The sequence below is a fragment of the Legionella moravica DSM 19234 genome (genome assembly GCF_000423305.1).
Lineage (GTDB): Bacteria > Pseudomonadota > Gammaproteobacteria > Legionellales > Legionellaceae > Legionella > Legionella moravica.
Map to the genome: position 1 here is coordinate 25,990 of NZ_KE384002.1, position 16,536 is coordinate 42,525.

Here is a 16,536-nt window from a genome sequence, read left to right on the forward strand (position 1 = left end):
AATGAAATGATTCATATCAAAAAATTATTTGTTTATAAGAGTTTTAGCTTAAAAAAAGCTTTGAACCAGTTAGAAGAGACAGGACAGGGTGTTTTGTTTTTGGTTGATTCTGACGAACGTTTCATAAGAACTATAACTGATGGAGATATTAGACGTTTATTTTTAAAAGGTTGTACTTTAGAGACATTACTTAGCGAATTACCAGAACAAAATTCAAAATATCTTCGAGATACTTCTTCGATACAAGATGCTTACCAGTTAATGAACGAGTATGAGCTGGATCATATTCCATTAATTGATGAACAAGGGAAACCCGTTCGTTTAATTCATAGACGTGAATTATCCCCGAATATTCTGCTTTCTTCTCCTCACATTGGAGATCATGAGCAACAGTTTGTACAAGAAGCATTTACCACAAATTGGGTTGCACCCTTGGGACCTAATGTTGATGCATTTGAAAAAGAAGTTGCAGAATATATAAATATAAAAAACGCAGTTGCATTAAGTTCGGGTACTGCAGCGTTACACTTGGCTTTAATCTTGTTAGGTGTAAAACCTGGTGATCTTGTTTTTGCCTCAAGCTTTACTTTTGTAGCTACAGTTAATCCAATTATATATCAAGGTGCTACGCCAGTATTTATCGACTCAGATTTGGATACCTGGAATATGTCTCCTAAAGCCTTGGAACGGGCACTTCAAGATGCAAAAGCAAAAAATCAATTACCCAAGGCAGTTATTATTGTCAATTTATATGGCCAAAGTGCTAACTACGATGCATTATGTCAATTATGTAATGAATACAATGTACCTATTATTGAAGATGCAGCAGAGTCTTTGGGAGCTACTTATAAGAAAAAACATACCGGAACTTTTGGTAAATTAGGGGTCTTTTCTTTTAATGGTAATAAAATTATTACGACTTCCGGCGGTGGAATGTTGGTTTCAGACGATGAGGCATTGATCGAAAGGGCTCGATTTTTAGCAACTCAGGCTCGTGATCCCGCGCCTCATTATGAGCATAGTGTAGTGGGGTATAATTATAGATTAAGTAATGTTCTTGCAGGCATAGGCCGAGGCCAATTAAAAGTTCTGGATGAGCGAGTCGCTTCAAGAAAGAGAATATTTGATCAATACAAAGAAGCGTTTAAATCATTTAATTTTATTGAAATGATGCCTGAAATTGAAAGCGGTTTTAGCACACATTGGTTATCTACAATGCTAATTAATCCCAAATATTCTCAATTAAGACCTGAAGTAATAATAGAACAACTGAAAAAATATAATATTGAGGCAAGACGAACCTGGAAGCCTATGCACCAGCAACCTCTTTTCTTTGGCACTGCATACTATCCACATGAAGAAGAGTTTAGTGTTTCAGATTATTTATTTGATCAAGGAATCTGTTTGCCCTCAGGATCCAACCTAAGCTCTAATGATATAGATAGAGTAATTCATTGCTTGATTGATATTTTTGAAACAAATGAAGCAAGCTCATTATGTGCTCATGATAAAAATAAAGCGAATTTAAATAATCGGATGTATTCAATTTAATTAGATGGTTACATTTTTGAGTTTGTATGTATGAAAATTATCGATACACAGATAGCAGATGTCAAAATAATTGAACCAACAGTGTATGGAGATGATCGGGGTTTTTTTTATGAGTCCTTTCATCACCTCCGATATCAGGAAATGCTAGGCATTAATGATGTTTTTGTACAGGACAATTATTCTCGTTCACAAAAAGGGGTACTAAGAGGGCTTCACTTTCAAAGTCAGTTTGCACAAGGAAAATTAGTATGTGTTTTGGCGGGGGAAGTATTTGATGTTGCTGTAGATATACGTATCGGTTCCCCCACATTTGGGGCATGGGTTGGGGTGATACTATCTTCTCAAAACAGGCGCCAATTATGGGTTCCTAAGGGGTTTGCCCACGGATTTTGTGTTTTAAGTGATTCTGCGGATTTTTTCTATAAGTGTACCGATTATTACCATCCTCAAAGTGAACTATCAATTAGTTATTCAGATCCACAATTAGCAATAAACTGGCCTATCGAGAGTGAAGTTCAACTTTCTGCAAAAGATGCTGCCGCTAAGCCTTTGAAGTTGATTGACACCAAATATTTACCAAGGTACTAAAAGCATATGAAAATATTGGTAACTGGCGCAAATGGTCAAGTGGGTACTGAAATTGTAAAATTATTTACTTCTACAACACATGAAATTATAAGCTTTACAAGACAAGAGCTTAATTGTGAACATATTAATGGAGTTAATTCTACCTTATTAACAGTTCGTCCTGATCTAATCATTAATACTGCAGCATATACTTCTGTTGATCAGGCTGAAGATGAACCGAGTCGAGTAGTAGTTGTCAATTCTACATTTGTTGGAGAATTGGCTGCTTATTGTCGGCAATGGAATATACCGTTAATTCACTTATCTACTGATTATGTATTTGATGGGAACTCTTTGGAGCCTTACAGGGAATTAGATATACCGAATCCTCAAAATGTGTATGGCCGATCAAAATTAGCAGGTGAGCATGTGATATCCTCTATTTTAAACGATTATCTGATATTGCGAGTTAGCTGGGTATTTGGAATCTCTGGTAGCAATTTTGTAAAAACCATTTTAAATTTGGCTTCTGTACGTGATGAGTTAAATATAGTTAGCGATCAATGGGGGAGACCAACAGCAGCACGTGATATAGCCAGAGTCTTGTTGGAAATTGTTCAAAAGTTAGCCTCAGGCTCTTTTGGTGGTTGGGGAATATACCATTACGCCGGTCAAGGTATTACAAATTGGTATGATTTTGCTCATGAATTTATAAAAATGGCTGTTGAAAGAAATGGTACCTTAAATATGGCAAATATATATCCAATTAAATCAGATGAATACCGTACTAAAGTTAAAAGACCTAAGAATTCAGTTTTGGATACGACCAAGATTGAACAAAGCTTAGGCATAGTTTGCCACCATTGGAAAGATTACTTACCAGAGGTTGTAGAATGTTGCATCAGATGAGCAAAACTATATGAGCTATAAAATAAAAAATCTTTTAGTCACAGGAGCTGCAGGCTTCATTGGATCTAACTTTGTTCGATATATGCTTGAACACTATTCAGACATCAGAGTGATTAGCCTTGATAAATTAACTTATGCAGGAAACAAATCTAATCTGGCAGCTGTTGAACATGCTAAAAATCACATATTTGTACAAGGAGATATTTTAGATAAAGCCTTGGTTTTATCTATATTGCGCCAATATGAGATAGATACTATCGCGCATTTTGCTGCTGAATCACATGTGGATAATTCTATTAATAATCCCCAGATTTTTCTTGAAACTAACATAATAGGTACTTTTACTTTATTGGAATCTGCCAGACATTATTGGACTGATGAAAAGAACTGGGATAGCGAATATTGCAGATTTCATCATGTATCTACTGATGAAGTTTATGGCTCATTAGATGAACATGATCACCCTTTTACTGAATTAAATGCTTATCAACCCAACTCTCCTTATTCGGCCTCAAAAGCCGGTTCAGATCATATAGTACGGGCATTTTTTCATACTTATAAGTTGCCGGTAATTACTTCAAATTGTTCTAATAATTACGGACCTAATCAGCATAAGGAAAAATTAATTCCCAAAGTAATTGATTCATGCATTCACCGAAAGCCAATTCCAGTATATGGAAATGGAAAAAATATACGTGATTGGTTATTTGTAATCGATCATTGTGAGGCCATTGATTTAATTATTAGAAAGGGAGTTGTTGGGGATGTTTATAATATTGGTGGGAATAACGAGCTGGATAATCTGAGCTTAATCAAGACTATTTGCCACATAATGGATGACTTGATGCCACTAGGTACTCCCTATGAATCATTAATAAATTTCGTAGCGGATAGAAAGGGACACGATAAACGATATGCAATAGATAACTCTAAAATTTACAGGGAGCTCGGTTGGAGTCCTAAAGGAGATTTTCATTGTAAATTGATGAGTACTATTCAGCATTATCTAGGCTGAATTTTAATATAATTTTAATGGAGATCTGATTAGAGGGTTGCATAGAGTTAGTATAAATGTTGTTGGAAAGCATACATTTTAAACTTATTTTTTCTACCCTTATAATTGACGTTTTATGAAAAAACTTACTGAACTAACATCCTGGATTGAACTTCAAGCAGAGGCAAAAAATCTTCTAAAAAAAGGAAGTACAATAGCGCCTTATTTAAATGATAACGTTAAAAGCCAATACACAAAAAGTATGGATTTTTTGACATTTGATTTTTCCAGGCAAATGATAAATTCAAATATAATGAATTTGTTGGTTCGATTGGCGGATGATGTTGCATTAGGGGAAAAACTAGATGATTTGATGAGCGGTAAGAAAGTAAATGTAAGTGAGCGCAAAGCTGCTCTGCATACTGCTTTACGCGATTTTGAAACGTCTTCTTTAATTGTTGATGGTTTAAATATTATGTCAGAAGTGGGTAATACCCGTGAGCAAATGAGACGAATATCAAGTCTGATCAGAGCTAAAAAATGGCTTGGATATACGGGGTTGCCTATAACCGACATAGTAAATATTGGTATTGGTGGATCTGATTTAGGACCTCGTTTATGTATCAACGCTTTAGATTCATATTGTTCAAAAGATCTTAATTATCATTTTATATCTGATGCTGATCCGGATGGTTTCGATGCAACCATTAAATTAATAGATCCTAAAACCACATTATTTATTATTTCTTCGAAATCGTTTACTACAAAAGAAACATTGATAAATGCCAATAAAGTAATTGAATTATATCCTTCACAACCTTGTATCCAACAACACTTTATAGCGATTACAGCGCATCCAATGAGAGCGCAACAATTGGGTATCAAAACAATTTTACTTATATGGGATTGGGTTGGCGGGCGATATTCATTTTGTTCAGCCGTTAATCTAATTACGGCAATTGCTATTGGTTATGAACAATTTGTTCAACTCCTGGCTGGCGCTCATAAAATGGATCAACACGTCCACCACACAGATTTTGCAAATAATATTCCTGTATTAATGGCTTTATTGGGTATATGGAATATTAATTTTTTAAATATTCATAATTTGCTTATTCTTGCCTACTCAAAAAGGTTGGAATATTTTATCCCTTATTTACAGCAACTTGATATGGAAAGTAATGGGAAATCTATAGATATAAATGGAAAAAAGGTTGAATATGCTACCGGTCCTATAGTTTGGGGGGGATTGGGAAATCAGGCGCAACACAGCTATTTTCAATTATTATGCCAAGGAACACACAAATCTGCCGTGGATTTTATTACTTTACAGACAAATGACAAATACATAATTAATGAGATGTGTGATTACAAAATAAAAGTTTTAAGCGAGGGGATCGAGTCTGTTAATAATCCGAATGGCTTTATATCCGGCAAAGTCCCTTTAAATCATATTAAATTATCCGATTGTTCTCCTGATTCTCTTGGTGCATTGGTTTCGTTATATGAACATAAGATATTCATCCAAAGCGTTATTTGGAATATTAATCCGTTTGATCAACCTGGAGTTGAAAGTGCCAAATTGTTGGGTAATTTTTCGACTGAACGGAACTCAATTAAAGAGTGCTGAATACGAATTGTGTTTTTAAAAGATAATAATAGAATTTAATGTAATGGCTTATTATTCTTGATAAAATCAAAATCATTCTACTGGTTACACATTATAATGAGAGAAATAAATGAAAGGTATTATCTTGGCAGGGGGGACAGGTTCCAGACTATTTCCTTTAACTAAATCTATTAGTAAGCAAATTGTTCCAGTCTACGATAAACCAATGATTTACTACTCCATTTCAACATTAATGCTGGCTAATATTCGCGAGATCTTAATTATATCATCCGAGGAGCATTTACCTCTTTATAAATCATTATTATCTGATGGCTCGCAATGGGGCGTAAATTTTAGTTACGTAATTCAAAATAAACCTAAGGGCATTGCGGAAGCATTTATATTAGGTGAGGAGTTTATTGGATCAGATTCTGTGTGTTTGGTTTTGGGAGATAATATTCACCAAGGAAGAGGACTATCCGAGTTATTGCAAAATGCCAAATCCAAGTTAAATGGTGCAACAATTTTTGCTTATTATGTAGACAAACCACAGTCTTATGGCGTTGTAGAATTTAATGAGAATCTGCAAGCTGTATCGATTGTTGAAAAACCAACTCATCCTAAATCAAATTATGCTGTAACTGGTCTGTATTTTTATGATAATCAAGTTATAGATATAGCAAAGGAATTAAAGCCATCCAATAGGGGTGAACTTGAAATAACTGATGTAAATCGATTTTATTTGTATGAAAATAAGCTGGATGTTGAGGTTCTCGGTCGTGGATTTGTATGGCTGGATATGGGCACGCCAGAAACTCTCTTATCTGCAAGTAACTATGTGCACATGATTGAACAACGGCAAGGCCTGAAAATTGGATGTCCAGAGGAAATAGCATGGAGAATGAAATTCATTAGTGATACTGAATTATTGGATAGAGCAAAGGAATTGGATAAAAGTAGTTATGGACAATATCTCTCAGGACTATTAAATCAGAAACATTTTCAATAGAGCCAGGTACTTATAGTGTCCAAAATTTTAATTACAGGTGCAACAGGATTTATTGGGCGAAGTTTGGTTCCTGCTCTAATTTCTGCAGGACATGAGGTTCGATGCGCAGTTTATAAAAAAAGCAACTCCATCCAAGCGGATCAAGTTCAAATTGATAGGTTAGAGCTGCAACCAGATTGGACAGATGCTTTAGTGGGCATTGATATAGTCATCCATCTTGCAGCAAAAGCGCACATCACAGATAAAAAGCGATATTTATATCCGGAAGAATATTCCAGCGTGAATAGCATGGCAACCCAATGTTTGGCAAATCAGGCTGCCAAATGCAATGTAAAGAGATTTATATTTTTGAGTTCGATTAAAGTTAATGGAGAATTTACATCGGAAAATAGTCCCTTTACAGAGGATAGCGTTGCTCAACCGGAGGATCCTTATGCCCAGAGTAAATTATCTGCTGAACAGCATTTATGGAATATTAGTAAAACTACAGGGATGGAAATTGTAATATTAAGGCCTCCATTAGTTTACGGCCCTCATGTAAAGGCCAATTTTTTGAAAATAATAAAGTTAGTAGATAAAGGTTGGCCTTTACCTTTTGGAATGGTTAATAATAAGCGCAGTTTTATTTATATTGATAATTTGGTTTCAGCAATATGTTCAGTGCTTTCGGATCCAAGAGCTACCAATCAACTCTATCTGGTAGCTGATGACGACTCTTGGTCATTAGCGCAGTTGATCAATACATTAGCGAAAGGAATGGATAGAAAAGCACACTTGTTTTCTGTGCCTGTTTTTTTATTGTCCTCACTGTTTACACTCATCGGCTTTAGAAGTCTAAACTCGCGTTTGTTTGCTTCTTTGGTAGTAAGCAATAATAAAATAAAGTCGCAACTCGGTTGGGCTCCTCCCATTAGCTCAGTAGAGGGATTAGCCATAACGGCAAAATGGTATCAATATGAATACAATTCTTAGTTTAATTCTTGTCATGGTTTCAGCTATTTTAACCAAGTTATTTTTTATGTTTGCAAAAAATACAAGGCTGATTGATAAACCCAATGAGAGAAATTTGCATGCAAAACCAACAGTACGAGGTGGAGGTGTTATTTTTATCGGATTAAGCCTGATAAGTTGGTTTATAATAAGTTACAACAGTGAGGCCCTTGTACATGAGCAGATAATATTTTTGGGAAGTGTTTTAATAATTGCAACCATCAGTTTTTTTGATGATATATTTAGCTTGTCTGTTAAGTTAAGATTTCTAATTCAATGCCTGATCGCGTTAACTATTTCATTAGTGATACAACCAGAAAAATTGGATTTTATCTTATTTTCAATCAGTTCTGTTTATTTCATTGTTCCCTTCATTTTTATTTCAGTAATAGGCGCAATAAACCATTTTAATTTTATGGATGGTCTGGATGGATTTTGTGCTTCTCAAGCCATTTTTTTATTGATTACCTACGGGTTGTTTTTTTTCTTACAAGGGGCTTCACTATATCAAGAATTTTGTATGATTCTTACCCTTTGCCTCTTCGGGTTTTTGGTATTTAATTTCCCCCCCGCTAAAATATTTATGGGTGACATTGGCAGTGCTTCATTGGGGTTAATTACCTTTTGTCTCGCGTTGATTGCACAGGAACAGTACAATGTTCCAATAGTATACTGGTTTATGCTTAATTTAATATTTCTGTTTGACTCAATTACCACCCTAATCCGCCGAATGATAAGAAAAGAACATTGGATTGCTCCTCATAAAAAACATGCTTATCAGAGATTGAAACAGTCTGGAGTGAATTCACGAATTATCTTATTGGGTCAAATACTTATCAATTTGTTTTTTGGGGTTCTCGTACTATTGACTAAAAATCAACTGCTCAATTTATTGGTGGCATTAATTTTAGAACTTGGATGTCTGGCGTTCATATATCGGTCTATTGAAAATAAATTTCCAATGAAATGAAACGAAAGAAACAGAGATTGAAGAGTCGGATTCTATTCATTTAAATAAAAGAAGATCGAATCAAGAAGGAATTTTGAGTACAAAGCGTAAATCTGTGATTTTTACAGCATCGTATTTACTTCCTTTCTTATATTATCATGAATCAGACCTCCAATGTGAAGAGCTTAAAATAGCGTCGTGGGATACTAAGGATGGATTCACTAAGTTTATATCGTTTGATTGCAGATTGATTGTTATCGAATTATACTACCTGCATTTTAGTGGATGGACCGAACAGAATTATGAAAACGGCATTAATCACAGGAATTACAGGACAAGATGGAGCTTATTTAGCGAGCTATCTTTTAGATAAAGGATATGTAGTTCATGGTATTAAAAGACGGGCTTCTAGTTTTAATACGCAACGAGTCGATCCTATATATAAAGATCGCCATGAAAAAGACGCTCAACTTTTTTTGCATTATGGCGATTTAACAGACAGTTCAAATTTAATCCGCATTATTCAAAATACCCAGCCTGATGAGATTTATAATTTAGCAGCAATGAGCCATGTTCATGTAAGCTTTGAGCTTCCTGAATATACTGCCGATACGGATGCTCTTGGGACAGTGAGAATTTTAGAAGCAGTAAGATTGTTGGGTTTAAGTAAATCAACAAAAATATATCAAGCTTCAACCAGCGAGCTTTATGGAAAAGTACAGGAGATTCCCCAGCGGGAAACAACTCCATTTTATCCCAGAAGCCCATATGCAATTGCAAAGCTTTATGCCTATTGGATGATTGTCAATTACAGAGAGGCTTATAATTTTTTTGCCTGTAATGGAATTTTATTTAATCATGAATCTCCCCTTCGTGGAGAAAATTTTGTAACTCGTAAAATTACTCGTGCAGTTGCAAAAATTGCTTATAACATGGAAGACAGATTAATTTTAGGAAATTTAAATGCAGAGCGAGACTGGGGGCATGCCAAAGACTATGTCCGAGCAATGCATTTGATATTGCAGCATGAAAAGCCCGAGGATTTTGTTATTGCAACGGGTATGGTACACACAGTTCGCCAGTTTGTAATACAGGCATTTCTGCAAATTGGTATTACTCTGGGCTTTTATGGAACAGGGGTTAATGAACGCGGAATAATTGAAAAAATTGAGTCAGATTTGTTTTATGATGCTGTAGGGATTCAACCTAAACATCTTCGAATTGGACAGGAATGTGTCATAGTAAACCAAGAGTACTTCCGGCCTGTAGAAGTAGATACTTTATGCGGAGATGCATCAAAAGCAAGAACCACATTAAATTGGACTCCTGAATACAATTTTTATCAACTAATCTCAGAGATGGTCTCTAGTGATCTTATGTTATTTAGCAAAGGTAAGAGTTTGATTGATAATGGCTTTCAATTACCTTTAGCGTATGAGTTGTAGATGGAGACCAGGATGATTTCAATAGTATTACCTTGTTTTAATGAACGAGGTAACGTAATACCGTTAATTCATGAAATTTCAGAAACGTTGCAAAATTATGAGTTCGAAATTATCGTAGTTGATGACAATAGTCCTGATGGAACTTATCAGGCGGTTCTGGATTTGAATTTGTCCTATGTCCATCCCGTTTTGAGAACTTCAGATCCCAGCTTTGCAAAATCGATACGTGCAGGTATTGAATTAAGTAAGGGTGATATCGTGATTATTATGGATAGCGACTTTAATCACGAGCCTAAATACTTACCTATTTTAGTTACTAATTGCCAGTTTTATGACGTTGTTTCAGGATCTCGATTTGTTTATGGTGGAGCAATGGGATCTAAATTTAGACATATTTCGAGTTGGTTATTTAATATTTTTGTTAGAATTTTCACCAGAAAGTTGGTGACAGATAGCTTATTTGGTTATCTGGCTATACGAAGATCAGTGCTTGATAAAGTTGATTTTGATTTAATTTTTTGGGGGTATGGGGATTACTGCATTCGCTTAATGTATTACTTGCAACAAGCTTCATGCTCCATTTTACAAGTTCCTATTATATTAGGTCAGAGAAAGTATGGTGAGGGCAATAAAAAATTGGTAAAGACGTTCATAAAATACTTTGTCGCAACGGTAAATCTGGTTTTATTTCCAAAAAGGAAATTTCAAAATGATTAACAAAATTAATGCTTGTAGAATTTGTGGAAATAAACAATTAATTAAAATCATCGATCTTGGAGAGCAGACTTTAACAGGAATATTTAACTATCCTGATGATGTAGTAGATAAAGCCCCTTTGGTTTTAGTTAAATGTCATGATGCCGAACCCGATAAATGCTGCGGATTAGTTCAGCTCCTTCATACTTATGATCTAAGCAAAATGTATGGTGAACAGTATGGCTACAGATCCAGTCTTAATTCTTCTATGGCGGCACACTTGCAAACTACTGTAAGCCGTATTTTGGAATTAGATATTTCTTTGGATACTGATGACTTAATAATTGACATAGGCAGCAATGATGGCACAACACTCAATTGCTACCCTGAAACAAAGGCTCAGTTAATTGGAGTAGATCCAACAGCAAAATATTTTAAAAGCTATTATAAAGAACACATCAGCATCATCGACGATTTCTTTTCTGCAGATAAAATAAAACAGCTATATCCCGGAAAGAAAGCTAAAATTATTACCTCATTCTCGATGTTTTATGATTTAGAGGCTCCTCAGAAATTTACGGATGAAATAGCCGAGCTACTAGACGATGAAGGAGTTTGGGTTTGTGAGCAAAGTTATTTACCTTTGATGTTAAAAAATAATTCCTTTGACACTATTTGTCATGAACACCTTGAGTATTATGCTTTTAGGCAAATACAATGGATGTTCAGGAAAGCTGGACTCAAAGTTATTGATATACAATTGAACACAGTTAATGGAGGTAGTTTTTGCATTTACGCTACAAAAATAACAAGTCATCATCCAGTAAACAGTGAAGTTATCAATAAAATAATAGCTAATGAAGATGAACTACAATTATCAACTTTAAAACCCTACAATGAGTTTTGCAGCAGGATAGAGTTGTTGAAAAATGAATTGATAGAAAAATTAGTACAAATTAAAAGTCAGGGTAAAACAGTTTACGGATTGGGGGCGTCAACAAAGGGCAACGTTTTATTACAGTATTACAATCTGGATCGTTCTCTTATAGCATCGATTGGTGAGGTTAATTCTGATAAATTTGGAAAGGTAACTCCTGGCTCAAATATTCCTATTGAAGATGAATCTTTGGTTTTGGAAAAAATGCCTGACTATTTACTTATTTTACCTTGGCATTTTAAATCTTTTTTTCAAAATAATCCTAAATTTCAAAATACATGTCTGCTCTTTCCTCTACCTCAAGTTGAGGAGATATCGTGATCCCTTGGTTTAAACCTCGCTACTGGGGTAATGAAAAGCGTTATGTAATGGATGCCCTGGACTCCAGCTGGATATCTGGGGGGGAATACATTAGAAAGTTTGAGTCCGCTTTTTCTATCATACATGAGAAACAAGGAGCCGTGACTGTTTCAAATGGTACTACAGCATTGCTGCTGGCTTTATTGACCTTGAAGATTGGCCCCGGAGATGAGGTTATAATTCCTGGGTATACCTTTGCTGCACCAGCAAATATGGTTATTGCAATTGGTGCAAAACCAGTTTTTATTGATGTTGATTCTGAAAATTGGCTGTTAGATCCCGATTTGCTTGAAGAGAAAATTACCCATAGAACTAAAGCTATCATACCTGTGCATATTTATGGAAATGTATGCTACATGAAAAGGATCTGTGAGATAGCTGCGAAATATAATCTTCATGTCATCGAAGACGTAGCAGAAGCTGCGTTTTCGAAACATTTTAATCAATACGCTGGAACTTTTGGTAGTGCCGGCTGTTTTAGCTTTCAAGCGACCAAGACTTTAACTATGGGCGAAGGGGGGGCAGTTTTGTTTTCCGATCCCGATGATGATCAAACAGCACGAGTTATTCGTAGTCATGGGATGACAGCAGATAAGCCTTATTGGCACATTGAAGTCGGGCATAATTTTCGCTTAACAAATATGCAAGCAGCCTTTGGTTTTGCGCAATTAGAGAAGCTTGATGATATTATTCAACAAAAACAGCGTGTATACAGTCGTTATATAAAAAACCTTACTCAGGTTGATGGTATTAAAATTCAATCTATTACAGAAAATACCGATCCAGTTATGTGGGCGGTTTGTTTAAGGATTGACCCCGAAAAGTTTCGAATCTCAAGGGATGCTATGAGAAAACAATTGGCTCATCATGGTATTGAAACAAGAGCTGGATTTTACGTGTTTAATGAAATGCCTTTATATTCTTCCACAGACTTATTACCAATATCAACTGAAATAAGCCGTTCGGTGATTAGCTTGCCTTCTTTTCCTGGCCTGTTAGATAATGAAATCGATGAGATTTGTGAAACTTTTACAAAGATTGGGATGGACTCATATGTTTAATGATAATTTTTTTAATGCATATATAAAATATGCCCCATTACCTCTAGCCGTAGAAAGAACACAAGAGTGCCTATTAATTTCTCGCCAAAAATTAGAGCATCCTATTTTGGATCTGGGATGCGGAGATGGAATTTTTGCGAGAATATTATTTAAAACTAAAATAGATGTTGGTATTGATCCGAATTTAAATGAGCTAAAGAGAGCTGAAAACACAGGAAAATATAGTGAATTAATTAATTGCTATGGGGATAAGATACCTAAACCAGATAAAAGTTTTAAAACTATATTTAGCAACAGTGTAATGGAACACATCTCGGATATAAAACCGGTTTTAAAAGAAGCGCATCGATTATTGGATGATAATGGAAAGTTATACTTAACACTTCCTACACATTTATTTGACAAATATACATTTGGATATCAGATTCTCAAGGCATTAAAATTAAAGAAGCCAATGGACTGGTTTTCTCTATTATTCAATAATTTCTGGTGTCATTATCATTTTTATACCTCCGAGGAATGGAGAAATCTGTTTAGTGAAGCCGGTTTTACCGTGGATTTTGAACAAGAATATGGTACTAAAAAAATCTGTATGTTTAATGATTTGATGGCTGTATTTTCACTACCCAGCTTGTTTGCTAGAAAAATTTTAAATAGATGGTTCTGGTTTGACTCATGGAGGCAGAAATATGCCAAACTGATGTCTTTTTTGGTGCCCATTCATTTTAGAAGAATTGAAACAGAGCCAGGTAAAGGTGGATTAATTTTTTTTGTTTTGACTAAACATGCTTAAAGCTCAGTACTTAAAAGCAGCAGTCGTATTGCTCTTTAATGTAATGTTTATCATTCTTGCATCGCGATGGTTTATTTTACATGTTGATTTTAAATCAATTCTAAATGAGTTTTACACTATAGATCAGCACAGCATATATCGTGCACTCATATTGGGTGTTGTTCTGTATTTATTCTACGGGTTCAGATTAGCTCTTTTATTAGATTTAGAATTATTAAAAGGTATTCAAATTGTTGTGATGGGTTTTGGTTTAAACGCCTTGTTCCCTTTTAGACTGGGTGATTTATTTAAGATATTGTTTTCAAAGCAATTTTTTAAAGTGGACTTGACACAATCCTCTTTTGCTACAGTAATAGAAAAAGGTTTTGATTTAATCATTATCGGTAGTATCGCATTGTTTTTTGTTGCAGGTGGAATTAAAACTTTTGCAATTACGGTTATATCTATTGGTTTAATTTATTTAATTTATATCCTGTTAAATTCTGGCGCTATATGTCAAATACCTCAAATCAAAATTTTTAAAATAAATCAAATTATAGTTAAATGTAGTACGATACTTTCAAAAAGTAAACTTAAGGGATTAATAGCTTCTACCTTAGCTATCTGGGTTTTAACAGGATATCTTTTTTTTACTTTTTTCGACTTGAATATAGGTTCATCTGAACATTTTGGTGTTTATGATGCTCTAGCGCTAATGGTTATGACTACATTATCATTATCGATTCCTTCAATGCCAGCAAGTTTAGGGGTGTTCGAGTCCGGTATTGTTTATTATTTATCAAATACCTTTCACTTTACACCAGAAAAAGCAGTTTCTTATGCGTTAATATTTCACTTGGTTATGATCATACCCCAGGTGATAACTACATTGTTTATTTTGTTAATTAACTCAATTGAGTTATGCAGTAAAAAGGAGTTGGTGCATGAAAGCACATAATCTCAATATGATATATATGTTGATCATGGGATTATTTATAAGCATGTTTTTAAATCAGGATCGTATTATCCGTGTTTTTTATAATGATGAAATAAAACATGCAGTTCCTATTGCAAGTAGTCGCAGTTATCTAGGGGATGAGTACCATTATTATGCTGAAGCGTCTGAAAGTTTAAAAATCGGTCTGATTTCTAAAGACAAAGTGTATTCAACGAATAATGTTTTATTTGGTAGCCTTTTTGTTAGCGGGATTGTGAACTATGTATGTCATACATTAATTCCTTCATCGGATATTTCTGTATTGTTATCTCTCATCATACAAGCCATGTTTTTAGTTGTTAGCACGATGGTCGTCATTAAAGTAATTGGTAATTTTAATCAAAAGAATTCTGTCTGGTGGGTTGGTTTTTGGGCTGCAATAGCTTTGATCTTATATGAATATTTTATGCTTAATTCGTATTATGGTGCTATTCATTTGAGGCCTCTTCTTTCCTTTTATCCCAATGTTCTAAGAATAGTTAACCCGCAAATGGGCTGGGCTTATGGGTTATTTTATATTAGTCTACTGTTTATTTATTTAAACAAAATCACTCCAGTCAGATTTGTGATTCTTTGTTTAATGTCTTTAGTATTCTGTTTCTTTTCGCCTAGCTTGTGCCTCATGATGCTATTGGCTATGGCTTTTATTTTTTTGATTAATCTTTGTTTTTTGAGGTCCATAGATTATAGTTTTCTCACATTTTCAGCTTTTTTACTGATTTCTTTTCTATTCAATTATTACCAATTATATAATTTCCAACATTCTCCAAAAGGTATGGAAATAGCAACAGGGGTTGTTAAAAATTTGGTTTTTAAGCCGCATTATTTTATTTTTATGTTGCTATTAATTCCATTACGTCTATTTTACAAAGGGAAAGAGTTTATATTTTTAGCCTCATTGCTTATTAGTTCGGTAGTTATTGGTTCTCTGTGTGAGAGCATTCATTTAGGAGAACGGCTTTGGGTGAGAGGAGGTGGGTATTGGGTTTGGATTTTAATTATTATACTCCTAGGCCCTACATTTAAAAAAAGGATTAATAATGTGGCGGTTCCAGTAGTCGGTTTGCTGTTGATTTCAATTTGGTCTTTTTTTCTGTTACCGCATCATTTTGATAAGCAGTACGGGTATATAAGTCAGGATAAATGGGTAGTGCTAGATTGGATTAATAGACATGCCCCTAAAAACTCTATCATTGCCAGTGATGATTTAGAATTCAGTTTTCTTTTGCCTATATATACTAGAGCTCAGCCCTTTGTGCCGTTGTTTAGCTATTCTAAATATTCTGCTGAAGAAACGGTTAAACGATTTTATTACATTTTAGGATTGTATGGCAGTAAAAACAAAGTTCAAAAGCATTTGAATGAATTTACTCTGGAAAATAATATTAAAAATATTCAAGCTGTCACAGATGGTCATGAAATGGATGACACTAGCTTTTTACAAAATGCTTTTTTCAATCATTTGATCTATTACCCCTTTACAACTTTTTCGAAGAATGCATTTAGTTCAGTAGAGAATATGAAGAGCTTTTATTCTATTTTGAATAATTGGCAGAGTGATGATTATTCTGGTGATAAACATTATGATTTTTTAATTCGAAAGATCGATTCAAGTTCGATATCAGAGTCTCACAAAGTTGTTTTTAAATCGAATGCCTACTTTATTGAAAAGATTTGAATTGAATTGATT

General features: G+C 34.5%; 15 protein-coding genes. All 15 read left to right on the forward strand.

Features of this window, described 5'->3' with window-relative positions; all coding sequences use genetic code 11:
• Positions 1-6: 6 nt before the first annotated feature.
• The 15 genes from G543_RS18030 to G543_RS0113980 all read left to right on the forward strand — a co-directional run bounded on the left by G543_RS18030 (position 7) and on the right by G543_RS0113980 (position 16,524).
• Complete coding sequence (locus G543_RS18030) at positions 7-1,551, forward strand: aminotransferase class I/II-fold pyridoxal phosphate-dependent enzyme (RefSeq protein WP_051190722.1); 1,545 nt, start codon at positions 7-9, stop codon at positions 1,549-1,551.
• 30 nt (positions 1,552-1,581) lie between these two features.
• Complete coding sequence (rfbC, locus tag G543_RS0113915; protein WP_028385060.1) at positions 1,582-2,139, forward strand: dTDP-4-dehydrorhamnose 3,5-epimerase; 558 nt, start codon at positions 1,582-1,584, stop codon at positions 2,137-2,139.
• 6 nt (positions 2,140-2,145) lie between these two features.
• A complete protein-coding gene (gene rfbD / locus G543_RS0113920) occupies positions 2,146-3,027 on the forward strand; it encodes a dTDP-4-dehydrorhamnose reductase (RefSeq protein ID WP_028385061.1) in 882 nt (293 codons plus the stop codon).
• Positions 3,028-3,037: 10 nt separating this feature from the next.
• Complete coding sequence (gene rfbB, locus G543_RS0113925; RefSeq protein ID WP_028385062.1) at positions 3,038-4,042, forward strand: dTDP-glucose 4,6-dehydratase; 1,005 nt, start codon at positions 3,038-3,040, stop codon at positions 4,040-4,042.
• A 115-nt stretch (positions 4,043-4,157) separates the two neighbouring features.
• Complete coding sequence (pgi, locus tag G543_RS18035; RefSeq protein ID WP_051190723.1) at positions 4,158-5,651, forward strand: glucose-6-phosphate isomerase; 1,494 nt, start codon at positions 4,158-4,160, stop codon at positions 5,649-5,651.
• Between the two features lie 109 nt (positions 5,652-5,760).
• Complete coding sequence (rfbA, locus tag G543_RS0113935) at positions 5,761-6,639, forward strand: glucose-1-phosphate thymidylyltransferase RfbA (protein WP_028385063.1); 879 nt, start codon at positions 5,761-5,763, stop codon at positions 6,637-6,639.
• Between the two features lie 15 nt (positions 6,640-6,654).
• The gene (locus G543_RS0113940) at positions 6,655-7,611 is read left to right on the forward strand and encodes an NAD-dependent epimerase/dehydratase family protein (RefSeq protein WP_028385064.1); all 957 of its coding nucleotides are present in this window, start codon (positions 6,655-6,657) and stop codon (positions 7,609-7,611) included.
• Positions 7,595-8,599: an MraY family glycosyltransferase gene (locus G543_RS0113945; protein WP_028385065.1), complete on the forward strand. Its 1,005-nt coding sequence runs from the start codon at positions 7,595-7,597 to the stop codon at positions 8,597-8,599. Before G543_RS0113940 ends, G543_RS0113945 begins: the two co-directional genes overlap by 17 nt.
• 281 nt (positions 8,600-8,880) lie before the next feature.
• Complete coding sequence (gmd, locus tag G543_RS0113950; protein ID WP_035922419.1) at positions 8,881-10,023, forward strand: GDP-mannose 4,6-dehydratase; 1,143 nt, start codon at positions 8,881-8,883, stop codon at positions 10,021-10,023.
• Positions 10,024-10,035: 12 nt separating this feature from the next.
• Complete coding sequence (locus tag G543_RS18040; RefSeq protein WP_051190724.1) at positions 10,036-10,740, forward strand: glycosyltransferase; 705 nt, start codon at positions 10,036-10,038, stop codon at positions 10,738-10,740.
• Positions 10,733-11,977: a class I SAM-dependent methyltransferase gene (locus G543_RS0113960; protein ID WP_028385067.1), complete on the forward strand. Its 1,245-nt coding sequence runs from the start codon at positions 10,733-10,735 to the stop codon at positions 11,975-11,977. Before G543_RS18040 ends, G543_RS0113960 begins: the two co-directional genes overlap by 8 nt.
• On the forward strand, positions 11,974-13,077 hold the full coding sequence (locus G543_RS18045; RefSeq protein WP_051190725.1) for a DegT/DnrJ/EryC1/StrS family aminotransferase: 1,104 nt from the start codon (positions 11,974-11,976) through the stop codon (positions 13,075-13,077). Before G543_RS0113960 ends, G543_RS18045 begins: the two co-directional genes overlap by 4 nt.
• Positions 13,070-13,870 carry a class I SAM-dependent methyltransferase gene (locus tag G543_RS0113970; protein WP_035922424.1) on the forward strand — a complete coding sequence of 267 codons (801 nt, stop codon included), beginning with the start codon at positions 13,070-13,072 and terminating at the stop codon, positions 13,868-13,870. The genes G543_RS18045 and G543_RS0113970 overlap by 8 nt, the downstream gene beginning before the upstream one ends.
• Positions 13,863-14,807, forward strand: a complete 945-nt coding sequence (locus G543_RS0113975; protein ID WP_028385069.1) for a lysylphosphatidylglycerol synthase transmembrane domain-containing protein — start codon at positions 13,863-13,865, stop codon at positions 14,805-14,807. Before G543_RS0113970 ends, G543_RS0113975 begins: the two co-directional genes overlap by 8 nt.
• Positions 14,794-16,524 carry a hypothetical protein gene (locus tag G543_RS0113980; protein ID WP_028385070.1) on the forward strand — a complete coding sequence of 577 codons (1,731 nt, stop codon included), beginning with the start codon at positions 14,794-14,796 and terminating at the stop codon, positions 16,522-16,524. The genes G543_RS0113975 and G543_RS0113980 overlap by 14 nt, the downstream gene beginning before the upstream one ends.
• Positions 16,525-16,536 lie beyond the last annotated feature (12 nt).